Source organism: Nitrospirillum goiasense, assembly GCF_034427435.1.
GTDB lineage: Bacteria > Pseudomonadota > Alphaproteobacteria > Azospirillales > Azospirillaceae > Nitrospirillum.
This window is the reverse complement of the sequence record NZ_JAXQNP010000004.1, coordinates 277501-300577: the sequence shown is the minus strand read 5'-3', so window position 1 is coordinate 300577 and position 23077 is coordinate 277501. Positions and strand designations below refer to the sequence as shown.

General features: G+C 66.8%; 22 protein-coding genes and 1 pseudogene. 5 read left to right on the top strand and 18 right to left on the bottom strand.

The window, feature by feature from the left end; genetic code table 11:
• From ULB03_RS23275 to ULB03_RS23265, 3 genes are all read right to left on the bottom strand, one after another.
• Positions 1 to 1512 (bottom strand): HlyD family type I secretion periplasmic adaptor subunit, encoded by a 1512-nt coding sequence (locus ULB03_RS23275; protein ID WP_322485467.1) that lies wholly within the window; start codon positions 1510 to 1512, stop codon positions 1 to 3.
• Entirely contained in the window at positions 1502 to 3694 is a 2193-nt protein-coding gene (locus ULB03_RS23270) for a type I secretion system permease/ATPase (RefSeq protein ID WP_322485466.1), read from the bottom strand. The genes ULB03_RS23275 and ULB03_RS23270 overlap by 11 nt, the downstream gene beginning before the upstream one ends.
• A 301-nt stretch (positions 3695 to 3995) precedes the next feature.
• Complete coding sequence (locus tag ULB03_RS23265; protein ID WP_322485465.1) at positions 3996 to 4307, bottom strand: TrbI/VirB10 family protein; 312 nt, start codon at positions 4305 to 4307, stop codon at positions 3996 to 3998.
• Positions 4308 to 4385: 78 nt separating this feature from the next.
• Between ULB03_RS23265 and tnpA the strand changes: the two genes are divergently transcribed.
• The 3 genes from tnpA (at position 4386) to tnpC (ending at position 6619) form a co-directional block, all read left to right on the top strand.
• Positions 4386 to 4820 (top strand): IS66-like element accessory protein TnpA, encoded by a 435-nt coding sequence (gene tnpA / locus ULB03_RS23260; RefSeq protein ID WP_322481361.1) that lies wholly within the window; start codon positions 4386 to 4388, stop codon positions 4818 to 4820.
• On the top strand, positions 4817 to 5164 hold the full coding sequence (tnpB, locus tag ULB03_RS23255; RefSeq protein ID WP_322481360.1) for an IS66 family insertion sequence element accessory protein TnpB: 348 nt from the start codon (positions 4817 to 4819) through the stop codon (positions 5162 to 5164). The genes tnpA and tnpB overlap by 4 nt, the downstream gene beginning before the upstream one ends.
• A gap of 87 nt (positions 5165 to 5251) precedes the next feature.
• On the top strand, positions 5252 to 6619 hold the full coding sequence (gene tnpC / locus ULB03_RS23250; protein ID WP_322485464.1) for an IS66 family transposase: 1368 nt from the start codon (positions 5252 to 5254) through the stop codon (positions 6617 to 6619).
• On the opposite strand, the gene ULB03_RS23245 is transcribed toward tnpC, so the two are convergent.
• Complete coding sequence (locus tag ULB03_RS23245; protein WP_322485463.1) at positions 6579 to 7799, bottom strand: IS256 family transposase; 1221 nt, start codon at positions 7797 to 7799, stop codon at positions 6579 to 6581. The genes tnpC and ULB03_RS23245 overlap by 41 nt on opposite strands.
• 54 nt (positions 7800 to 7853) lie before the next feature.
• Between ULB03_RS23245 and ULB03_RS23240 the strand changes: the two are divergent.
• Positions 7854 to 8162: pseudogene (locus ULB03_RS23240) on the top strand (transposase domain-containing protein); the annotation flags it as partial.
• Entirely contained in the window at positions 8159 to 8764 is a 606-nt protein-coding gene (locus tag ULB03_RS23235; RefSeq protein WP_322485462.1) for a plasmid pRiA4b ORF-3 family protein, read from the top strand. The pseudogene ULB03_RS23240 and the gene ULB03_RS23235, both read left to right, overlap by 4 nt.
• Positions 8765 to 9015: 251 nt before the next feature.
• Here the strand turns inward: ULB03_RS23235 and ULB03_RS23230 are convergent, their stop codons facing one another.
• The 14 genes from ULB03_RS23230 to ULB03_RS23165 all read right to left on the bottom strand — a co-directional run bounded on the left by ULB03_RS23230 (position 9016) and on the right by ULB03_RS23165 (position 22597).
• Positions 9016 to 9648 (bottom strand): response regulator transcription factor, encoded by a 633-nt coding sequence (locus ULB03_RS23230; RefSeq protein WP_145748602.1) that lies wholly within the window; start codon positions 9646 to 9648, stop codon positions 9016 to 9018.
• Positions 9648 to 11150: an ATP-binding protein gene (locus tag ULB03_RS23225; RefSeq protein ID WP_322485461.1), complete on the bottom strand. Its 1503-nt coding sequence runs from the start codon at positions 11148 to 11150 to the stop codon at positions 9648 to 9650. Before ULB03_RS23225 ends, ULB03_RS23230 begins: the two co-directional genes overlap by 1 nt.
• A 21-nt stretch (positions 11151 to 11171) precedes the next feature.
• Complete coding sequence (locus ULB03_RS23220) at positions 11172 to 11690, bottom strand: hypothetical protein (protein WP_322485460.1); 519 nt, start codon at positions 11688 to 11690, stop codon at positions 11172 to 11174.
• Positions 11687 to 12649 carry a YncE family protein gene (locus ULB03_RS23215; RefSeq protein WP_322485459.1) on the bottom strand — a complete coding sequence of 321 codons (963 nt, stop codon included), beginning with the start codon at positions 12647 to 12649 and terminating at the stop codon, positions 11687 to 11689. Before ULB03_RS23215 ends, ULB03_RS23220 begins: the two co-directional genes overlap by 4 nt.
• A 1-nt stretch (position 12650) precedes the next feature.
• The gene (locus tag ULB03_RS23210; protein WP_322485458.1) at positions 12651 to 13178 is read right to left on the bottom strand and encodes an SRPBCC family protein; all 528 of its coding nucleotides are present in this window, start codon (positions 13176 to 13178) and stop codon (positions 12651 to 12653) included.
• Entirely contained in the window at positions 13175 to 14188 is a 1014-nt protein-coding gene (locus ULB03_RS23205; protein WP_322485457.1) for a vWA domain-containing protein, read from the bottom strand. The genes ULB03_RS23210 and ULB03_RS23205 overlap by 4 nt, the downstream gene beginning before the upstream one ends.
• A complete protein-coding gene (locus ULB03_RS23200) occupies positions 14185 to 14739 on the bottom strand; it encodes a tetratricopeptide repeat protein (protein WP_322485456.1) in 555 nt (184 codons plus the stop codon). The genes ULB03_RS23205 and ULB03_RS23200 overlap by 4 nt, the downstream gene beginning before the upstream one ends.
• Positions 14736 to 15764, bottom strand: a complete 1029-nt coding sequence (locus ULB03_RS23195; RefSeq protein ID WP_322485455.1) for a vWA domain-containing protein — start codon at positions 15762 to 15764, stop codon at positions 14736 to 14738. Before ULB03_RS23195 ends, ULB03_RS23200 begins: the two co-directional genes overlap by 4 nt.
• Before the next feature lie 235 nt (positions 15765 to 15999).
• A complete protein-coding gene (locus tag ULB03_RS23190; protein ID WP_322485454.1) occupies positions 16000 to 16683 on the bottom strand; it encodes a hypothetical protein in 684 nt (227 codons plus the stop codon).
• Positions 16684 to 16686: 3 nt separating this feature from the next.
• Complete coding sequence (locus ULB03_RS23185; RefSeq protein ID WP_322485453.1) at positions 16687 to 17568, bottom strand: DUF58 domain-containing protein; 882 nt, start codon at positions 17566 to 17568, stop codon at positions 16687 to 16689.
• Positions 17565 to 18587: an AAA family ATPase gene (locus tag ULB03_RS23180; RefSeq protein WP_322485452.1), complete on the bottom strand. Its 1023-nt coding sequence runs from the start codon at positions 18585 to 18587 to the stop codon at positions 17565 to 17567. The genes ULB03_RS23185 and ULB03_RS23180 overlap by 4 nt, the downstream gene beginning before the upstream one ends.
• Before the next feature lie 166 nt (positions 18588 to 18753).
• Complete coding sequence (moxG, locus tag ULB03_RS23175) at positions 18754 to 19677, bottom strand: cytochrome c(L), periplasmic (RefSeq protein WP_322485451.1); 924 nt, start codon at positions 19675 to 19677, stop codon at positions 18754 to 18756.
• A 40-nt stretch (positions 19678 to 19717) separates the two neighbouring features.
• Positions 19718 to 20581, bottom strand: coding sequence for a methanol oxidation system protein MoxJ (gene moxJ, locus ULB03_RS23170; RefSeq protein WP_322485450.1), 864 nt, complete (start codon positions 20579 to 20581; stop codon positions 19718 to 19720).
• A 138-nt stretch (positions 20582 to 20719) separates the two neighbouring features.
• Positions 20720 to 22597 (bottom strand): methanol/ethanol family PQQ-dependent dehydrogenase, encoded by a 1878-nt coding sequence (locus tag ULB03_RS23165; RefSeq protein WP_322485449.1) that lies wholly within the window; start codon positions 22595 to 22597, stop codon positions 20720 to 20722.
• Between the last annotated feature and the right edge of the window lie 480 nt (positions 22598 to 23077).

Below are 23077 nucleotides of genomic sequence, written 5' to 3'. Positions count from 1 at the left end.
TCACCGCTCCCTCAAGCCATCGTGCACATACTCGCCCAAGGGGGAGAGCAGATAATCGATCACGCGGCGGCGGCCGGTCTTGATCTCCGCCGTCACCGCCATGCCGGTGGCCAGGTGCTCCTCCCGCCCGTCCACCATCAGGCTGGTGCGGTCCAGGGCGATATGCGCCACATAGACGGGCGTGGTGCTGGCCCGCTGCCGGTCGGCGGCGCTGGTCGCGTCCTCGCCGGGGGCGCGGGCGCTGTTGCTGGCCGTGGGGGTGTCACGGTCCGGCGTCACCGCGTCGCGGCTGACGTCCAGCACATGGCCGTGCACCAGGCCATAGCGGGTGAAGGTGAAGGTCTCCACCTTCATCTCGACCTCTTGGCCCCGGTGCACGAAGCCGATGTCGCGGTTGTCCACGCTGGCCTCCACCACCAGGGGCACGTCGTCGGGCACGATGACCAGCAGGCCTTGCGCCGGCGTCACCACCCCGCCCACCGTGTGCACCGCCAGCTGCTGCACCGTGCCGGACAGCGGCGCCGTCAGCGTCTGCTGCGCCAGGTGCTGGTCCGCCTTGATCAGGTCCTGCGCATATTCCGCCGCCTTCTGCGTCGCCGTCGCCAAATCGTCCAGCACCTGGTGGGCGAAGTCGCTGACCGCCTGGGCGCGCTGCCCCTCCAACGCGTGGCGGGCGGCCGCCACCTCCGCCGCCTTCTGCGTCTGGGCGGACAGTTCGTGCTGCTGTTCCACCAGGCGCTGCTGCACATCCAGGTAGGTCAGCTTGCTGCCGTATTCCTTTTCCACCAGTTGGCGCCGGATGTCCGCCTGCTGCGCCAGCAGGGCGGTGGAGGCCGTCAGCTTGGCGGTGGTGACGGTCACCTCATCCGCCTCCGCCGCCTTCTGCGCGATCTGCTGGTCCAGCGCCGCCAGCTTGGCCACCTGGGCCTGGGCCTGGGCGCGCAGCGCGGCGCGCGTGCGCTCCACCAGGATGGGGGCGATGGCGGGCTCCCCCGCCGGCACGGCGAAGGCCTTTTCCGCATGCGCCAGGGCGGCGGCCGAGCCGTCCAGGCCGGTGCGCAGCGCCGTCAGCCGCGCCACGTCCAGCCGCGCCTGGATCAGCTCCGCCGTCGCCCGGTCGCGGTCCGCCGCCGTAGTGGTGGCGTTCAGCAGGATCAGCGGCTGGCCGGCCGCCACGTGGTCGCCATCCTGCACCTGGATGGCCGTGACGATGCCGCTGTCCATGGGCTGCACCACCTTCACCCGGCCCGAGGGCACGATGCGCCCGGGAGCGGTGGCGATGATGTCGATATGGCCGACACAGGCCCACAGCACCGCCAGGGTGAAGAAACCGATGAGGGTGGCGCCGATGGCCCGCCCCAGGGGCGAGGCCGGCGTGTCCATGATCTCCAGCGCCGCGGGCAGGAACTCCCGCTCCTCCCGGCGGCGTTTGGGCAGAACCGGGGGCTTCACCAGCGGTTTCAGGCTGGGATCGGCACCCATTGGTTTCGCACTCAGGGGCTCAGCCGACATTGATGCCTCCCGCCCGCACCACCGCCGTGGCGCCCTGCTGCAGGTGGTACAGCGTGGCGTAGCGGCCGCCGGCGCGCACCAGCTCCTCATGGCTGCCGTCCTCCACCACCCGGCCGCCTTCCAGCGTCAGGATGCGGTCGCAATGGCGCACGGCCGACAGGCGGTGGGCGACGATGAAGACGGTGCGGTTGCGGCTGATGGCGCCCAGGTTCTGCTGCACCACCCGCTCGCTTTCATAATCCAGGGCGCTGGTCGCCTCGTCGAAGATCAGGATGCGCGGGTCGGTCACCAGGGCGCGGGCGATGGCGATGCGCTGGCGCTGACCGCCCGACAGGCTGGCCCCCCGCTCCCCCACCACGGTGTCATAGCCCTGGGGCAGCGCCAGGATGAACTCATGCGCCCCGGCGAGATTGGCCGCGTGCATCACCCGCTCCAGCGGCATGGCCGGATCGGCCAGGGCGATGTTCTCCCGCACCGTGCCGTTCAGCAGCACGTTCTCCTGCAGCACCACGCCGATCTGCCGGCGCAGCCAGGCGGCGTCCACCTGGGCGATGTCCACCCCGTCCACCAGCACGCGGCCCGCCTCGGGCACGTACAGGCGCTGCAGCAGCTTGGTCAGCGTGCTCTTGCCCGAGCCGGAGGGGCCGACGATGCCGATGCTCTGCCCCGCCGCCACCGTCACCGACACATCCTCCAGCACCGGCGCCGCGTCGGGCCGGTAGCGGAAGCGCACATGCTCCAGCGCCACCGCGCCCTTCAGGTGGGGCAGCGCCGTCTGCCCCGGCCGCGCCTGCGGCTCCGTCGGCGTGTTCAGGATGTCGCCCAGCCTGTCCACAGACAGCTTGGCCTGGTGGAAGTCCTGGCCCAGCTGCGCCAAGCGCAGCACCGGCTGGCTGACCCGCCCCGCCAGCATGTTGAAGGCGATCAACTCCCCCACCGTCATCTTGCCGGCGATCACCGCCCCGGCGCCGAAGTAGAGGATGCCGGCCGACACCAGCTTGGACACCAGCTGGATGGCCTGGCTGGCGACGTTGCCCAGGCTGGCCACCCGGAAGGAGGCCTGGACGTAGCCGGCCAGCTGCTCCTCCCACTTGCGTTGCAGCTGCGGCTCCACCGCCATGGCCTTCACGGTCTCGATGCCGCCCACCGCCTCCACCAGGAAGGCCTGGTTCTCGGCACCCCGGCGGAACTTCTCGTCCAGCCGGCGGCGGAAGACGGGGCCGGCGCCCATGCTGATGGCGGCGTACAGCGGCAGGGACAGCAGCACCACCGCCGTCAGCCAGCCGGAATAGGCCAGCATGACCGCGATGAAGACCACGGTGAACACCAGATCCACCACCAGGGTCAGGGCCGAGCCCGTGATGAAATTGCGAATGGTCTCCAGCTCGCGCACCCGGGCCACGCTGTCACCCACCCGCCGGCTGGCGAAATAGGCCAGCGGCAGGCCCAGCAGGTGGCGGAACAGGCGGGCGCCCAGTTCCACGTCGATGCGGTTGGTGGTGTGGCTGAAGACATGGGTGCGCAGGCCCGACAGCACCGTCTCGAAGATCGAGACCGCCACCAGGCCGAAGACCAGCACGTCCAGGGTGCTGAGGCCCCGGTGCACCAGCACCTTGTCCACCACCACCTGGAAGAACAGCGGCGTCACCAGCGCGAACAACTGCAGGAACAGGCTGGCGACCAGCACCTCGCCCAGGATCCAGCGATACTTGACCATGGCCGCCAGGAACCAGCCGATGTCGAAGCGGCGGCCGAGGTCGCTCAGGGACAGGCGCTTGGTGGTCAGGATCAGCCGGCCGCTCCACCGCGCCTCGAACTCCGCCTTGCCCCAGACGGCGGGGTTGCCGGTGGCGGGATCCAGCAGCAGGGCGCGGTCGTCGGCGATGCGCGCCAGCACGGCGTAGCCGCCGTCCGCCAACACGGCGATGGCCGGAAGGGACAGGGCGGGCAGCCGCTCCCACCCGCTGCTCACCTCGCGCGCGTTCAACCCCTGGCGCCGCGCCAGGCGCACCAGCTCCGCCGGGGTCAGGGCTGCGGCCGTGCCCGTGGCGTGGCGCAACTGCCCCACGTCCGCCGCCAGGCCGTGAAAGCCCAGCACGGCCCGCAGGCACTCCAGCCCGCTGTTGACCTGAGACGCGGGGGAGGCGTCTTCCGCCGAATCAGTAGGGTTTGTGGATTGCACGAGACCGAGACTTCCCTGCCAGGTTGTGTCCGATCTGTTACCTAAATAGGTGTACGCAAAGGGGCAAACAATAAAGTTTGCAGCGGCGCTAATTTAATTGCGGTTCACGGACCGTTAATACCGGCGCCGACGCGGCACTCAGACACGCGACACCATGCCGCATCAATGCTAATATATTGGCGTTGACGACATCACTAACAACCCGAAAGACATATGGGTCGATAGTAGGCGATAGAGAGCCCCCAAACCAACGCCTGCCGCGACCCGATGCGAATCGGCGACGCGAGCCACTTTCAAGCTGTCAAAAACAGTCAATTCCGGCCACCACAACATTACCGCCGCCGGTGGACTGGGTATCGCCATTGCGGACCAGTTCGCCGGATACCCCCAGCAGGGTCGAGAGCACCATGCCGCGCAGCAGGCGGCTGGTGTGGTAATCAACCTCCTCCTCCAGACCCGCGTGGCCCTCCGTGTCGGTGGCCGGCAAGCGGTCCAGCACCAGGGATTTGCCGTTGGGCAGCAGCAGGCGCGTCCACACCACCAGGATGCGCGACTGGCCATAGGTCACGGCGCTGTCGTAGCTGCCCAGCAGCGCCGTCGCCGTGAGCGGCACCGTAAGCGTCAGCGCAGGGTCGCCTTCTCATGGCGTTATTGATGGGCATGCTGGCTGCTCAGCTTGAGCGGTGGGGGCATGGACGCGGTATCGGTGATTAGCAAGGAGGCGCTTCGAAGTGCTCATACGAGCGCTGCGGAGTTGCAGGGCGAGGTTCTGAGCGGGCCGGAGCGGCGGCGGCGTTGGAGCATTGAGGAGAAGCTGCGGGTTCTGGCGCAGAGTGTGGCGCCGGGGTCGTCGCCAAGCCTGACGTGCCGGATGCACGGTATCAGCACTGGCCAACTATCGACTTGGCGCAAGCAATTCCGGTCAGGCGAGTTGACGGGGTTCGTGCCGGTCTCGGTCATTGACGGCGGGGCTTTGCCCGAACCGGCCCTCGTGCCCGAGGTGCCGGAGGGCGCGCCCATGGCCGTAGGCGTGATCGAGGTCGAACTGCCGACCGGTGTGAGGTTGCGGATCACCGGTGATGTCAGCGAGGGCGCCTTGCGCCGGGTTTTGGCGGCGCTGTCGTGATCGGCATTCCCGGCAATGTTCGCCTTTATCTGGCGTGCGGCGCCACGGACATGCGCCGTGGGTTCGACAGCCTGGCCGCCCAGGTGCAGACGATGCTGAAGCTTGATCCCCATGACGGCGCACTTTACGCCTTCCGGGGCCGTCGCGGTGACCTGATCAAGATTTTATGGTGGGACGGCCAGGGCCTCTGCCTGTTCGCCAAGCGGCTGGAGCGCGGCCGGTTTGTCTGGCCGCAGGCCAAGGAGGGCTCTGTCGCGCTCACCGCCGCCCAGGTTTCCATGCTGCTGGAGGGGATCGATTGGCGGACGCCGGTGCGGACCTGGCGGCCGGAGGCGGCGTGCTGAAGCCCGCGCGGCCCCCACGCGGCAAAGTGACTCGGATGCTGTCCACCACCCTGCCGATGGTGGCGGTTTCGGGTATAATCCGGTCCCATGATCGATGCCGCCGGAGAGATCGCCGAGCTTCGTGCCCGGCTTGCCGAACGCGAGGCTGAACTGGCCGCGGCGCGGGCGGAACTGACCGGCGCGCGCATCCTGATCGAACAGTACAAGGCCCAACTCGCCAAGTTGCGCCGGATGCAGTTCGGCCGCTCGTCGGAGAAGCTGGACCGGCAGATCGCGCAACTGGAACTAATGCTGGAAGACCTGGAGGAAGGCGAAGCGGCCCGGACGGCGCCGTCGCTGGATGCGGGGAGCGCGGCCCCGGAACGGCGCCCACGGGACCAGCGCCATCCGGTGCGTCGGCCTTTGCCAGAGCATCTGGTGCGCGAGGAGGTCATCCACTCGCCCGGTGATGTCTGCCCCGGTTGTGGCGGCACGCATTTCTCCAAGCTGGGCGAGGACGTGACCGAGGTGCTGGAGAAGGTCCCGGCCCGGCTCAAGGTGATCCGCCACATCCGGCCGAAGCTCTCCTGCCGGGCGTGCGAGGCGATCATCCAGGCAGCGGCACCGGACCTGCCGGTGGAGAAGGGGCGCCCCGGGCCCGGCCTGTTGGCCAATGTCGTGGTGTCGAAGTATCTGGACGGGCTGCCGCTCTACCGGCAATCGGCGATCCTGGCGCGCGAGGGCGTCGCGATCGAGCGCGCGACCTTGGCTGATTGGGTCGGCCATGCCGCCTGGTGGGTGGCGCCCCTGGCCGGTCTGATCGGCGCCCATGTGATGGCGGCGCCGATCATCCACACCGACGACACGCCGATCAAGGTGCTGGCCCCCGGCAACGGCCAGACCAGGCTTGGTCGCCTTTGGACCTATCTGGTCGATGAACGGCCCTGGTGCGGCGAGCGTGCGCCAGCGGCGTTCTATCGCTTCAGCCCGGACCGCAAGGGCGAGCGGCCCCGCGACCATCTCGCCGGGTTCAGCGGGGTGATCCAGGCCGACGCCTACACCGGCTATAAGGCCCTGACGCGACCGTCCAGCATCGCACCACCAACCATCGTCCACGCGGCGTGCTGGGCGCATGCGCGGCGGCACCTCTACGACCAGTACGAGAAGACCAAGTCACCGATCGCCGAGGAGGCCTTGCGCCGGATCGGGCGCCTCTATGAGGTCGAGGCCGCGATCACCGGCCTGTCGGCCGACCAGCGCCGGAACGCCCGACGGCAATTGGCCGTTCCCATCCTGGACGACCTCAAGCCATGGCTCGAGGCGCAGCGGCAGCGCCTGTCGGCGAAGAACACACTCGGCAAGGCCATCGGGTATGCACTGACCCGCTGGGACGGGACTGTCAGGAATTTCGTGCTCGGTGGGGTCGGTTTCACAATCAGGCGCTCATCGCCTTTGAGAACCGCTCACCGAACATGACGGCCATCTGGGCCTTGGCCGCTGTCCATTCGCGCGGTGGCATTTTCCAATCTTTCTCCGCCCGGTTCAAGACCAGGAACAGCAGCTTCAGGGCCGCCTCGTCATTAGGGAAGTGCCCCCTGGCGCGGACCGCCCGGCGCAGCTTGGAATTCAGCGCCTCGATGGCGTTGGTGGTGTAAAGGATCCGCCGGACCTCGCGCGGGAAGGCGAAGAAGGGAATGACCTCCTGCCACGCTCGGCGCCAGGCCTTGCCGATTGCGGCGTGTTTTTCGCCCCAGGGGCCGACCTCGAAGGCGGTCAACGCGGCCTCGGCCGCCTTGTCGTCCACGGCGTCGTAAATTGTCTTCAGGGCACCGGCGATGGCCTTGCGATCTTTCCAGGAGGCGAACTCCATGCTGTGGCGCAGCAGGTGGACGATGCAGGTCTGCACGATGGTCTCGGGATAGGCGGCAGCGATCGCTTCGGGGAAGCCTTTCAGGCCATCGACCACGGCCAGCAGAATGTCTTCAACGCCCCGGTTCTTCAGTTCGTTCAGGACCCGCAGCCAGAACTTGGCGCCTTCGTTCTGCTCGATCCAGAGGCCCAGCACTTCCTTGGTGCCGTCGGCCCGCACGCCGATGGCAACGTGGATGGCCTTGTTACGCACCAGGCTCTCATCCCGGATCTTCACCCGGATGGCATCCAGGAACACCAGCGGGTAGATCGCCTCCAGCGGTCGGTTCTGCCAGGCCGTCACTTCCTCGATCACCGCGTCCGTGACTGTCGAGATCAGGTCGGCCGATACCTCGATGCCGTAGAGTTCCCGCAGGTGCCCCGCGATCTCACGCGTCGACATGCCCCGTGCGTACATCGAGATGATCTTCTCGTCGAAGCCCGGAAAGCGCCGCTGGTACTTGCCAATCAGTTGCGGATCGAACGTCGCCGTCCGGTCCCGGGGTATGGCCAGCTCAACCGGGCCACCATCCGTCAGCACCGTCTTGCGGCCATAGCCGTTGCGCCGGTTGCCGCCATCATCATCCGCAAGATGGTGATCCAGTTCCGCCTTCAAGGCGCGTTCCGTCAGAGCCTTCTTCAACTGCTCAAGCAGGCCGTTCTGTTCAAACGCCGTCTTGGCATCCGCCCCGGCCAGCAACTGGTCCAGGATCGCGTCGGGGATAACTGGCTCTTTGCGTCGGGCCATAGAGGGTCTCCTTCTTCCTCATTATGACCCCACCGAGCACGAAATTCCTGACAGTCCCGCTGGGACCAGCTCACCCTCTATGCCGCCGACGGCCGCATCGCCATCGACAACAACCCCGCCGAACGCTCCCTGCGCGGCATCGCCCTCACCCGGAAGAACTTCCTGTTCCTGGGCTCCGAGGCGGGCGGCGACAGGGCCGCACTCCTCTACTCCGTCCTGGAGACGGCGAAGCTGAATGGGCTTGATCCCGAAGCCTATCTGGCCGACGTCCTGGACCGCATGGCCAAGGGCCACCCCATCAACCGGCTGGCCGAGCTTCTCCCCTGGAACTGGACGCGCCAGGCTGACAAACTCGCGGCATGACCGCCGACACCCTCGCCATCCTGCGCATCGAACTGCTTCATACCGAGCCCCTGGTCTGGCGGCGTGTCGCCGTGCGCGGCACCACCAGCCTCGCGGCGCTCCACAAGATCATCCAGGCCGCCATGGGCTGGCTCGACTACCATCTCTGGGAGTTCGAGGTGGAAGGGACAACCTACGGCCTGCCCGACCCCGATGGCATGGACTGGGGCCGCACCATCAAGCGCGCCAGCACGGTCAAGCTGCAGAAGCTGCTCGACGCCGGCGTCGAGACCATCGGCTACGTCTACGATATGGGCGACAACTGGGAACACCGGATCATCATCGAGCGCGTCGAGGCCGCCCAGCCGGACCAGCCATACCCTCAGTTCCTCGGCGGAGAGCGGCGCTGCCCGCCCGAGGATTGCGGCGGTTTGCCCGGCTACTACGAGTTCCTCGAAGACATCGCCGGGCCCGACAAGGGCAGAGGCAGCAAAAAGAAGAAGGAGGCCCTCGACTGGTACGGCGGCCCCTACGACCCGGACAACATCAGCGAAGAGCAGATCCACCTCGCATTCAAACGGATCGCCAGTGCTTCAAGAATGAAGAAAGCCGTCAACCGCTGAATCGATCGTCCACCCGCTGACGCTTACGCGGCACCGCAAAACCCGGAATAGCGAACAGCCCGCGCTCTTGCGAGGCGGGCTGTTCCGACTTGGTCGAGCAAGTCAAGATGGTTGCGGGGGCGCGCAACCAACGACACTTGCGCTTGGTTGAACGTCAGGTTCCTCGGCTGGCAGCCTGATTGAAATGCTTGGTATCGGCGACAATGGAGGGAGCGCCGCCCGCTTCGCCGCCCCGCATGTAGGCGAAATCATCAGCTGTCCATCTGGTTCGAAATCGCGAAGCGGATCAGGCCGGCCAGGTTCTTGACCCGCAGCTTGTCGCGCATGAGCGACGAGGCATTGGCCACGGTCTTGTAGCTGATGCCCAGCTTGGCGGCGATCTGGTCATAGGTGTTGCCGCGGGCGAGCAGCGCCAGCACCTGCTTCTCCCGCTCCGACAGGTCTTTGGCCGGCATGCTGTCGGCACGGCTGCGCAGCAGGGCCACCTGCATGGCCAGCTTGTGGTTCAGGTGCGGTTCCCCCGCCAACGCGCGTTCGCAGGCGGCCATCAGTTCCGACGGTGGCGCGTCCTTCAGCACATAGCCCAGGGCCCCGCACTCCAGCGCCCGCGCCACGACGGTGGGATCGTTGTGCATGCTGAACACGACGACGCGCGCGTTGACGTTGGAGGTGCGGATGCGGCGGATCAGGGACAGGCCGCCCAAGTCGTCGCCGCTGAACGTCAGGTCGGCGATGACCATGTCCGGCTTGCGCCGCAGGAAGGAGCGATAGCCCGCCACCACCGACCCGGCGTCCAAGACCGTCTGCACCCCCATGTCCTGCAGGACCCGGCGGCAGCCCTGGTACACGATGGGATGGTCGTCAACGACAAGGGCTGTGGTCATCAGGCCGTCTCCTGGGAAGTGGACCGGGCAAGGTCTTCAATGGTGTCCAGCGGCAGGCGGATGGTCAGGGAAGTCCCATCGGTCGAGGTGCGCAGATCGAACCAGCCGGACAGCGCCTCGACCCGTTCCCGCATGCCGGACAGGCCCATACCCGGCCGGCTGCGCCGGTTGAACCCCTTGCCGTCATCTTCGATCCGCATTTCCAGGTATGAGGTGCCGGCGGCCGTCACCTCCCCGAAGGTCAAACACACCTGCTGGGCGCGGGCATGGCGGATGGCGTTCAACAGGCCCTCCCGGGCGCAGCGATAGAAGGTGAGGTCGACGATGACACCGTAGCTGTCGTGCAGAATGCCAAAGCTGTGGTCGATGACGGGGCCATTTCCCGCGCCACCGCCCTCGTTGAAGTCCAGCAGAACCTTATGAACACAATCCTTGAGCGGCACCTGGCCCAGGGCCATGGGCCGCAGGCCATCCAACACTTGGCGGTTCACCCGCTTGATGTTCTGCACCAGGGAGACGACATCCTGCGCCCGCTCATGCAAGCGTGCATCCGTCTCCCGTCCCTGTGTCATGGTGACGATGGAGGCGGCGCTGGCCTCCAGCGCGAACAGGCAGGGGCCGACGTCGTCATGCAATTCCATGGCGGTGCGCCGCCGTTCGTCGTCATGTGCGGTCAACAGCTTGCGGTTGAGGTCGCGGTTGGCCTGGTTGGCCGCCAGCAGCGCCGCCGCCGCCTTGTTGAAATGGTCGGTGATCTGCCCCAGTTCCCGCGAGGATGGCCGTGGCAGACGCACCATATAGTTCTTGCCCTCCAGTTCCCGCAGCCCCGCCCCCAGGCGGGTGAGCGGCGCCAACACGCGCCCGAAGGCTAGGTAGAGGACGGCCAGGATGGCCAGATTGACGCCAAGTACCAAGCCCATGACCGAACGGGCGTAGGTCCAGGCCTCATCAATCTCATCGCTGGGTTCGGACTCCACCGTCACCGCGCCGATGTGCCTTTGCCGCACGACGATGGGGAAGACCTTGGACTCGATGGGAGGGGCGATCAGTCGGTTGAACCAGCGCGGCGCCTCGGCATAGGTGTCGGCGCTGGCATGCCCGCCAGCGGCGGCGCCTTGGGCGGGGACCGGTTGCCGGCTGCCCTCGATCACCCGGCCGCCATTGTCCGTCACCGTGATCTTGACGTGCCGCAGGGAGCGCAACGGCAGGGGCACGTTCTCCAGCCGGGGCGCACCGGTATCATCGGCCAGCAGCCGGGTGGCATCGGCCACCAGCAGGTCGGCCAGTTGGATGGAGGATGCGATCTCCAGCCGGGTGGAGGTCCGCGCCTTCAGGATGATGACGCCGCCCAACAGCACCGCCGCCACGCAGTCGACCGCCAGCACGATGGCGATTAGACGGACGCGCAGGGAATAGCGCGACACGTCGAACACACCCACGCGATGCGGTCGTGCCGGCGTATCCGCCACCGGTTCAACCATGGGCACCGAACTATGCGGCAATGACGTATCCATCCCTGCCCGTCATCGGTTATTTTGGGCCTTATAGGACGCGACCAGCCGCGCCAGCGCAGCCGACCGTTCCATGCCTGATTTCCGCAAGTTTAGGTAATGCTGGCACGACGCACCATAGATTTGCTTGTGCGCCGTGGCGTCGGCCACATCAATCATGGCCACCAGGATATCCACGGCCAGTTCAGGCTGCCCCATTTCCATTAGCGCGTCGCTGGTTTGGGCGGTGCGGTTGGCGATCATGCGCGGTTCCTCGATGAAGCGCTCCGCCGCCTGGCGCAGGGCCCGGCGCAGGCGATCCACCTCCGGATCGGTGGCCAATACCGGGCGCCCCACCTCCCGGCGGCGCAGCCACAGGGCGGGTTCCATCGTCTCATTGACGTCCAGCCAGGCGGGCAGCTTCTCATTTCCCTGCCTCGCCACCACCTTGCCTGTCGGCGCCGGTTCCGCCCCGTCATCGCAAGCCATGAGTGCCAGGCCGCAGAGCACAAGGACCACCCGGGTTGCCGTCTTGGAGGTCCCCACCCTCACGGCGCAGTACCCTTGACGCCGCCCGATGGCGGGGGCAGCAGCGCTAGGAAGCGAGGGCCGTCACCAACCTTGATGCGGCCAAGTTCCCGCTGCCCGGCGATGTCGACGACCGACACGTCAGCCGAAAACCAGTTGGCGACATAGGCCCGGCCGCCGCTGTCCGCCACGACACCTTCCGGGTAGAGACCCACCGGAACCTGGGCCTCCTGCGTCAGGTGCGCGGCGTCCATGACGACCAGGCTGTTGCCATGCTGACTGGTGACCAGGACATGAGCGCCATCCGGTGTCACCGCCACGCCATAGGGCATGCGGCCAGCCGGCACGCGCGTCGTCCGCGTCAGCGTGGCGGTGTCCACCACCGCCATGTCGTCGCTGCGGACGTTGACGACATAGAGGGCGCGCCTATCCGGCGACAGGGCCAGGGCGTAGGGGCCATCCCCCGTGGGCACGGTGGCCAGGACGCGCATGTCGTCCGCCGCCAGCACCGTGACATCGCCGCTTTCACGGCCGGCGACGTAGAGACGGCCGCCGCCCAGCGCCACGCCCGCCGGGCTGCCGCCCACCGCCGCCGTGGCCACCACCTGGCCGCTTGCGGCGTCGAGCTTGATCACGCGATCCTTGGACCAGTCGGAAACGTAAATGAAGCGGCTGTCCACAGCGATTCCGAAGGGCTGGCCCGGCACCGGCATGGTCCGCCGTACCAAACCGGTCGCCCGGTCCAGCACGGCGACGTGGCCGCCATCGGGGAAAGCCACGTAAATCGCCATCCCATCCGGCGACAGGGCGATCCCCGCCGGCGCCTTCCCGACCGGGTGGGCGGTGACGACATCACCCCCAGCCTCCAGCAGGCTGAGGGTGCCCGCATCCTGACTGACCACCACGATCCGCTCCCCCGCCCGGAGCGGGCCCGCCACCAGCGACAGGACCGCGGCGAACAGCGATAGACGCTGGCGGATCATCTCAGCTTTTCCCTTCGGCCTTGGCCTTGATGCCCTGCAGCCCAGCCTTGAACAGCTGGCTCAGCGCGGTCTTCGCCGCCTCATCGTTCAATTCGTCCGGGGGTTCGTTGCCCGTGTCGCCGCGATAGACACGGGCGTACCACTGCACTTGGGTGGTGCCCTGCGCGCCCGGCGTCACTACCAGGGTCGCGGAGTAGGAACTGGCGGGCAGCGCCTTCAGGTTCGGGTCCAGCATGCGATAGGTGTAGGTCATGCGGGCGGCGTCGTATTCGTCCACCTCTTCCTCGATCTTCTCGCCGTTCTTCAGGGTCATGACCCGCTTCTTGTTGCTGCCTTCGCTGGCCTTGATCTCCGCATCCCATTTGGCGATGCCGGCGAAGTCGCCGGCTACGGCCCAAACGGCGGCGGGGGATGCCTTGATCTCCACCGTCTCATCCACCTTCTGTGGCGTCGGGCCATGGGCCCCCGCGCTGCGGGCCAGCAGAACCCCGGCAACCAGAACCAGGGGGAAAAGAAGCGTGTGTTTCATGACCACCTTCCAACTGCTTTGATGAAACCGGGAACCGTGGGCCGCCAACCCCGCACCGGGATCAGACCGTAAGCCGCCAGCAAGGCCGCCAGCGCGCCCGCGCCCGGCACCCAACGGACATCGGCGAGGGCCGGGCTGGGGCGCGGCGTGGCAGTGGCCAACAGGGCACGAGCCAGGTGCCGGCCATCCTCCAGGTGCGTGTAGGTCAGGCCGGTGCCCCCGGCCAGGCCCCGCAAATAGGGTTCACGCACCGATGACAGATGCTCCGTGCCCGTGGGGATGCCGGACCCAAAGGGCGCGTTGCGGGCCTGATAGCCGGGGCGGCTTTCGGCATCGGGGGGCGGCGCGCCGAAATGGTTCTCATGCTGCACATCGTTCACGCCCCAGAAGCCGACCTCGTTGCCCCGGTCGTCGAACTTGGGAATGGGCGCCAGGCTGTAGCCGCCGGCGCCGACGATCACGCCGCGCACCGCCCCTGGCTTCCCATCGAAAACCGGCCCCCCGGACAAGGGCAAGGGCGGCGTCTCCTGACCGTCGGTGATGAACATCAGGTCGCTGTCCAGGCCCTGGGCCATGGCGATGGCGCCATACAGGCCCTCGGCGATATGGCTGTCCCCCTCCCACCCCTCCCGCCAATCAAGGGCGTCGACGGCCCCTTCCACGGCGCCATAGTCGCGGCAGACGTCCACAGGCTCGAACAGTAGAAAGGGCACACGCTCGCTGAACAAAGCCAAACCCACGCGGCTGGGGCATGGCAGGCGGCCCAGCAGGTCGCGCACCGCCTCCTTGGCGACGGCCAAGCGGCTAACGGGCGCGCCGTCCCGCCCGTAATCACGGGTGTTCATGCTGCCGGTGATGTCCACCACCACCAACACCCGCACACCGTCGCGCGTGATGGGTAAGCGGGGCAGTGCGACGGCGGCGATGGCCAGAACAAGGGCGGCGGCCAGGGCCAAGGTGCGCGGGTCACGGACGTTGCGGCGGATCAACCGGGCAAAGGGTGCCGTCATGGCCCACCCCGCGGCGTGCCGGGGATGTCCGTCCACAGGCGCTTGCGGTCCACCTGGCCGGTATCGCCCACCGTGCGCTCGAAGGCCGGGAAGTCGCGTATCAGGCGGGATGCCACATCCAGGTTGAACTTGGCGTCCCAATCATCAGGCGCCAAGGTCAGGGCGCGGCGATACTCCTGGCGCGCCAATACGACGAAGGGGCCGGCGGCGTCGACCTTGCCCTGGCTGATAAGGTCCAGCCCCCGGCGCAGCCAGGCGTTGGCCAGGTTGTAATGGGCGTCGTCGTGCAGCCGCGGATCGGCCCGGCCGTCCAGCACTTCCACCAGCGGCTGGGCCTCGGTCAAGCGATCCTGGCGGATCAGGAACTCCATGCGCGCCAGAACCACCGGTGGCGGCGCGTCCGCCGCCACGGCCACGTCGCGGTTTGCCTTCAGCGCGGCGATGGCACGGTTGCCCGCTGACAGGTGTAGCGCCCAGGCGGCGGCCGAGAGCGCCGCCACGGCCAGAGCGATGGGCAGGCCGGTAAGGACTAGGGAGAACGCGTGTCTCATGTCGCCCTCCCCCGCGCTGGCGGTGCGACGAAGACGGAACGGGACGGCGCCAGGCGCGCCTCCACCAACTTGGCGGCCAGCAACAGCAGTAAGGGCAGGCCTGCCGAGGCGTAGGCCCAGCCGGTCAGATCGCGGCGAGGCAGCCGTTCCGTATAGGTGATGGGGTAGCGTTCCAGGGCATCGACCTGGCGGATCGCCTCCTCCACCTGCTGGGGGCTTTCCGCCTGGAAGGCGCGGTAGGGAATGCCCAGGGTCTGGAAATAGCGATGCAGGAAACGCTCCGGCATGGCCTGGGGCGTGTTTTCATCCGGACCGGGGTCATCGAACAGGCCCTTGGATCCGGCGGTGCGCAGGAACAGGAAATAGAGATCGGCGCGATAGCGCGCGAAAAGGGCCCGCAACTGGTCCTGCGCATGCGGGTCGATGACGGCACCGCCGTCGGAAACCAACAGGATGACATGGTGCTCGTCCGGGCGGTCCGCGGCGAACATGGACAGCGCCATACCAAGGCCGCGCGCGATGTTGGTGAAGTCCAGCCCGCGCCGGTCGCTGGCGTTCACCGCGGCCAGCACCGCGTCCTGGTGGTCGGTCAGGGGCAGCACCAGCATGGGGGCGGTGGAAAAGGCGGCGACGCCGAACAGGTCATGCGGGCGCCGGCCGATGAAGTCGCGCAGCAGGCGCTTGGTGGCCGACGCCTTGGACTCCTCCGTCCCCGCCGGCGTGCGGCCGGCGAAGGTGTCGTTCATGCTGCCACTGCGGTCCAGCAGCAACACCACCTGGGCGCCGGTGCCGGTACGGCTGATCAGCCGGCCTTCAAGATAGGGGCTGGACAAGGCAGTGACGATCAGGGCGACGGCCAGCGTGCCGGCGATGCGCAGCCCACCCCGCAGCCCGGCGGACAACCGGTCGGTGGGAACAAGTATGAGGGCGCCGATGGCGACACGCTGGTGAGGACTTCTCAGCCAGGGCACCAGCGCCAGCGGCAGCAGGGCCAGCACCCAAGGATGATCGGCGCCCAGGGTCATGGCCGCCCCCGCTCGGCGGCGGCCAGGGACCGGCCCAGCCCCTGCACGTCCTTGAACGGCAGCTGGTGTCGCGCCCGCGCCGGCGCGCTGCCGAAAAACGCCTGGCGGGATGCCTGGAAAAAGGCATCCAAACCCACCCGCAACGGCGCGAAAAGGGGGTGGCGGTCGAGGAAGGCGGGTAGGTCATCGGCCAGAACGCGGCGCCCGTCGGCGCCATCCAGCGCGCGATGCAGGATCAGCAGCGCCTCAAGATATCCCGCCTCCGTTTCCCCCTAGCCCCCAGGCGGCGCAAATGGCGGGCGGCGACCGCGAAATCCCGGGCGGGCCGGCGGCGGAACGGGCCCCAGGCGCGATGATAGGCCAGGGGTAACAGCGCCAGGATGGCCGCCACCATCAACCCACCGGCCACCATCCGCCAGCGTCCCACAGCCAGGGCAGGCGCAACCCGGTCGGCCTGTAAATAGGCCTTGGGATCTTCCTGTACGGGTGGCGCCACCTCGCGCAGGGGGGAGACGCCGATGGTCCAGGACGGTACGTCCACGACCCGCGACACCCCATCCCCCAGGAGGCGCACGGGGAAACCAGGAATTTCCAGCCGCCGCGCATCCAGCGCCACATAGAAATTCTGGTAGACCAGATGCAGGACGGCGGCTTGGCCCCGCCGCGTCAGGGTGATGCCGCGCAGGTCCAGCCAGTAGGTCACCGGACCCGGCGCCGGCAGGGAGGCGGGATCGAGCCTGGCACCGCCGGGCAGGGGGACAAGGACATCGGCGCGGACCAGATCGCCGGTGAAAAAGCCGATGTCCCGCTCCGCCCGCACCGTCACGGCCTGGCCATCGCCCGCCGCCGGCTGAGCCTGCGCCGCGTCCACCCGCAGGGCCAGCAAGACCATCCCGGCGACAAGGATGCGGGGGCCCATGGTTCACGCCTCCAGCAAGGCGCGGGAGAATTCATCCGGGTCCAGCCGGTCGGTCACCGTCAGCGGCGCGCGGCCATGGCGGGCGGCCAGTTGGCGGAGGGCGGCCTGGCGGTCGGCCTCCTGGGCCAGCCACCGCCGTTTCAGCGAGGGGCGCATGAAAACAAGCCGCCGGCCACCGCTTTCCAGGTCGGCCAGGTCCAGCAGCCCCCAGTCAGGCAGTTCCACCCCTTCCGTGGAATCGCGGATGACGACGGGCACGACGTCATGCATGGCCAAGCCCTCGTACACCCGATGCAGCAACTCCAGCGGCAGCAGGAAATCGGAGATGAGGAAGACCATCTTGCGGGCGCCGGCCAGATAGGGCCCCGCCTCAAGCAGGCCCCCCGCCCCCATTTCCGGCCCCGGCCCCATCCCCGTCCCTGGCCCGCCCCACCGCGACGGCGCCAGCAGCACCGCCACATCGGCGGCAACGCCCCGCCGGGCGGTGGCGGGCAGGAAGCAATCCCGCCGCAGGACGGCGTCGCAGCCGATCAGGCCGAAGCGATCGCCGATGCGCGTGGCCGACCGAGCCAGCGCCACGCACAGCTCCCGCGCCACAGCCGCCTTCATGGCATGCCCCTGGTAGCGCAGGGAGGCTGAGAGATCGACCAAGGCATAGACATCGATGGAGGCCCGCTGGCGAAAGCGGCGGACCATGATGGTGTCGAAGGGGTCCAGCGCCGTGGCCCGCACGTCGATGCGGCGGGCGTCGGGATGGGCGGCGAAGGGCACCAGATCGCGGAAAGTCCCTAGCCCCCCCACCTGCCGGCTGGGATGGGCGCCGGCGCGCCGTCCGGTGATGGGCCCGCGGGGCCGGTAGTGGATATCCAGGTCGTCGGACCTCATGGCGCGGACACCGTCGCCAGGACGGCGGCGCACAGGTCGCGGACGATGCTTTCCCGCCGCAGTTCATAGACCGGATCCAGGAAGAGGCGATGCGCCATGGTTTCAACGAAGACGTCGCGCACGTCCTCCGGCACCAGCATGTCGCGCCCCTCCAGCCAGGCGCGTACCCGCGCGGCGCGCACCAGGAAGGCCACGCCCCGCGGGCTGGCGCCCCCTTGGACCAGGCGGTCCATATCGATGCCCGCAAGCGCGACGCCGGCGACGGCGGGATGGACGATGGCGTCCCACAGGCGGGCGACATAGTCCTGCACGGCCGCGCTGGTATGGATGGCCTGCTGCACCCAGGCGGCGGCGGCCTCCAGCCCGCGGTGGTCAAGGATGGGCCCGCCAATGCCGTCCAAGAGCCGGTCCACGTCATGGAAACGGGGATCGAAAATCAGCTGGCGCCGCGCCTCCAGATCCGTGGGCGCTTCCACCGGGATTTCCATGAGGAAGCGGTCACGCGCCGCCGCCGGCAGTTCAAAGGTCTCCTCCTTCTCCACCCGATTGCGGTCGGCATAGACCTGAAGGAAGGGGAACTGGAACGTCCGGTTGAAGGCCGTGACCGAGCGCTCCGCCATCAGGCGCAGCAACAGGGCATGGACCTGAGGCCGGGCGCGGTTGATCTCATTGAAGAAGAAGATGGAAAGGTCGTCGGCCTTGGCCAGCAGCGCCGAGGGCTCCACCCGTGGGCGGCCGTCCTCATGGATGAAGGTGTGATAGAGCAGGTCGCCGGGCATCATGTCCACCGTGCCCTCCATCCGCTCATAGGCGCCGCCCAGGGCGCGGCCGAAGGCCCGCAACAGCGTGGTCTTGCCCACGCCGACATCGCCCACCAACAGGACGTGCCCGCGCGCGAAAATGGAGATCGTGACCAACCGGATGGCGCGCGCCTGGCCCACCACCACTTGGCCCACGGCGGCCTCCAGGGCGTTCGCCGCCAGCCGCAGATCGTTCAACGTCACAGCGTTGGATGCCATGTCTTTCATGAGCGCCGTTTTCAGTGAAGGGCATCAAGCCCGCGACTGCACCGACAATTCCCGGCGGAAAGGTCGGCCCGGATGGACCAAAGCCACCCGGGCCGCCGCGACGAAAAGCGGAAGTCCCAGGGTAAAAAATCGGTACTCAGATGAAACAGCGGCACGTTCAATCGTTCGGGATCTTGTCCACGTCGTATATGAACTTGCCGGTCTTCTTGAAGTACGCGACACGCTTGGCGTTCCGCGCCTCCATCTCCCGTTCGGACTGGTCCTGCTTGGCCAATTCCTTGGGGTCATGCTTGGGGTCATACTTGGAGCCCGCGATCACCGCGGGGAAGCCGGGCTTCGGCTCCCAGCAGTTGCCAGGCTCCTTGCAATGGGTGCCGTCGTAGGCGAAGGCCGGGGCGGCGAGGCCCAGACCCGCAGCCAAGGCCAGCACCGCGACAGTATTTTTCATGGTTTCCTCCGTTGCTGTGGGCAACACGTCAGCGGACGTGCGTCTTGTCCGCTGCACACATCCCCGGCGCGTCTTCCGGGAATTTCTCCCGACCTTGAAAGGTCGGAAATTTTTCTTCTGGGCATCGGTCAGCCAGGGGGCGTGCTTCACGTCATCCTTGTAAAGGTGACGCACCCAGGCCATGACCTTCAGTATTTCATCCAGGGTCAAATCATAGTGAGGTCCCATCTGGGCGCGCGCGCCGCCGAAAATGGTCTCGAATAATCCCTGGTCCGTCTCATTCTTCGGGTAAGTCCAGTAATCGTCGTTGAGACCTGGACCGATCTTGCCCTCGCCCACATGGCCATGGCAGCCGGAGCAGGCCTCAAGATAAATGACCTCCCCCTTCTTCAGGCAGCTCTTGTCCTCCAGGTAGGGGTCGACGCCGCTTTGAAAGAACTTCCTCACACCCGGCGTATCGCGCCCCTCCTCCTGCGCCATCGACAGATCCAGGGGCTCGCCCGTGTCGGTGTTGCGCAGATCCAGGCTGGTGGGCGGCAGGCCGGCGGCGGCGCGCGCGCTGGTCCACCAGGCGCCGCCGGCCGCCACGCCGGCACAGGTGAACAAGGTCAGGCTGACGAACAACTTCTTCATGACGCATCCCGATTTCGATGAACCCCATTGAGGCCGGCGCTCAGTTAGCGACCTGGACCAGCGGTATCCCCTCCTCCGCCAGAATGGCCGCGATCTGCGGGCGGGCCTTGGCCAGCGCGGTGTTCAGGGCGGCCAGTAACTCGGTATCGCCCTGGCGGACGCCCATGGACTGGTCGTAGGTTTGCGGCAGCTTCTGTCCATCGCCACGGCTGGCATCGTCCCTGACCGGCGTCATCCGCAGCGTGGGATCGGCCTTGACGTAGCGGGCGATGGAGGGCGCGAAGGCCACGGCCAGATCAGCCCCGCCGCTCCGCACCTCCCCCGCCATGCGCTCCGGCGCGATTTGGACGTATTCGTTCCGGGGGGAGCGGAAGCCCACCAGGGAATAGAGGTAGGACATGTTGTCGTTATAGCGGTCCACCTGCTTCAGCATCGCCTCGCTGGGGGACCCGAACTCCACCACGATGTGCCCGACCTTGCGGATGGCCGGATCATTCCAGGAATGAACGTCCAGGTGCGTGTCCTGGCGGGTGACGAAAACGTAGCCGGTGCGATAGTAGGGGGCGGTGGTCAGCACGCGCGGGTCGCTGGCATCCAGACCGACGACAACGTCGCACTTCTTCTTGTCCAGCCAATCGCGCACCAGGTAGATCGCCGGCTTGTCGGCATAGACGAAGACCGGCTGGCGACCCATCGCCTCGGCGACGGTGGCGGCGATTTTGTTCTCGAAGCCGGACCCGTCGGCGGCGGAGTACGGCAGTTCCTTGGCGCTGGCGCAGATGCGCAAGGTGGGCTGGGGAGTTCCCGGCGCGACGGCGGGACCGGCGCCGGCCGCAGCGGCGGCGGGGACCAGCAAGACGCTAACGGTCAGCAGACCACACGCGGCCAGGGTACGGACTGTCATGGATGGGGACACGGATTTGGACATGGCGATCACCAACGACGATGACGGGGGGTGCGAAGGGGCTTCCCCGGCCCGACCGGCACCGTCCCGGGGGGCGGGACGGTGTCAGCGGACCGGGGGAGCGGGGCTGGGAAGCGCCTACTTCCCGCCCTGGTATTCGCCGACGTTGACGTCGTCGTAGGGGCCCTTGCCGTTCAGCGAAAAGACCATGACGCCGCCGCCCATCTGGGTGTAGTTGGCCAGCTTTTTGAAGGCGCCCACGGCACCCAGGCCCGCCGTCGGGTCCTGCAGGTCGAACACCAGGCCCACGCCGGGCCAGCCACCGACGCCGTAATAGATGGCGACGTACTGCGTGCCGTTATGGGTGTAGGTGATGGGATAGCCAATGGCGCCGGACGGCAGCTTGAACTTCCACAGCAACTCGCCCGTGTCGCTGTTGCGCGCCTTGATGAAGCCGTCCAGCGTTCCGTAGAAGACCAGGTTGCCGGCGGTGGCCATCGTGCCGCCCCAGACGGCGAACCGCTCCATCTTCTCCCATTTGAATTGGCCGGAGATGGCGTTGTAGGCCTTGATCTGGCCCAACCCCTCGAAGTTCTGCCGGTCGCCCTTGGGGCCGGGATACATGTTCAGCGTGGCGCCGACGAAGAACTGGCCGGCGCGGTAGGGCAGCATGAACGGTTCCCAGTCCATGCAGATGTGGTTGATGCCCATGAAGAACAGCTGCTTGTTGGGATCGTAGCTGTCATGGCCCTGGTTGTGATAGCCCATGGCCGATGGGCAGATGTCCTTGCCCAGATGGTCCATGCGGGTGCCGTATTCCGGGTCGCGCACGGGCACGCCGGATTTCAGGTCCACCGTCTTGAAGACATTGACGGTGTCGTCGATCTTGTTGGCGGAAACCAGATCGCCGGTGGTGCGGTCCAGGGTGTAGACGATGCCGTTGCGATCCGGATGCGTCAGCAGGCTGCGCATCTTGCCGTCCTTGTCCTTCTGTTCGGACAGCATCATCACGTTGACACCGGCATAGTCCCATTCGTCATGCGGCGTCTTCTGATAGCCGAACTTGGCCTGGCCGGTATCCACATCGCGGGCGAATATGGTCATCGTCCACTTGTTGTCGCCGGGCCGCATGGTCTCGTTCCACGGGGCCGGGTTGCCGGTGCCGAAGTATATCAGGTTGGTCTTGGGGTCGAAGGCGTACCATCCCCAGTTGGTGCCGCCGCCTATCTTCCAGGCGTCGCCCTCCCAGGTGGATTGGCCCAGCCCTTTCTGGCCGTAGTGGGGATTCTTGATGTTGAAGTCGGATGCCAGCAGCAGGTCCTTGTCCGGCCCGGTGGCATAGGCACGCCAAACCTGTTCACCGGTGTGGACGTCGTAGGCGGTAATATAGCCGCGCACGCCCAGTTCCGCGCCGGAGGAGCCGACGATGACCTTATCCTTCACCACATAGGGCGCGATGGTCAGGGTGGAGCCGACCTTGATGTCGGAATTCTCCATCTTCCACACCAGCTCGCCCGTCTTGGCGTTCAGCGCCTCGATATGGCCGTCCAGCAAGGTTTTCAGGATCAAGGGCGGCGTCTTGCTGTCACCGGGCCAGTAGGCCAAGCCGCGATTGACGATGTCGCAGCAGGCGACGGAGCGGGCCGCCGGATTCTGCTTGGGCTTGTCCTGCCACAGGATCTTGCCCGGATCGTCCAGACCCAGGGCGAAAGTCACGTTGGGAAAGGAGGTGTGGACGTACATCACCCCGTCGACGACCAGGGGGGCGCCCTCATGGCCGTTCAGCAGACCGGTGGAAAACGTCCAGGACGCCTTCAGATTCTTGACATTATCAACGTTGATCTGGTTCAGCTTGCTGTAGTTATCTGAGTGATAGTCCTTGCCCGGCATCACCCAGTTGCCGTCGTCGTTGGACATCTTGTCCAAGGTGTCGTTGGCCTTGGCCACACCCACGCACGCGAGCATCATTACTGAGAAGATGGCGACCATCGACGTGGTTGCGCGAAGCTTCTTCATGTTTCGTGACCTCCCTGCTGTTCAGCGAGCCAGCCTTGTTATCGCGGCTGGTAACAGCGCCAATAAGAACCGCATGGGATTTTCCGGTCTATAGTACTTTGTGCGGTGTTTTTATTTTATAATCTACTATTTTTACTTTAAAAATATGCCGCTCATGGCATTTAACTATGAAGTCATCCAGCAAGAATTCCATAAGGATGTTACGCAAAAACGGCGGGAAGATCTGGCAAAGTTCTTAACAACATTGCCCAGGCATTGCAGCGCCCCAACATCCCGACATGGCATCCGCCTTCGGAGAACCACGTCTCGCCTTGGTGATGCCCCCGTCCTGCGATGCCTTGGAATTTCCCATGGTGGCGATGAGAGGCCATCAGAACGCCGCACTGACCGTGAACCGCGCCGAACGCGGCTCCACCGGATGGAAGTGGATATCGTTCACCGGCCCGGCCTCCCCCGGCAACTGTGAGGGATAGTAGTAGT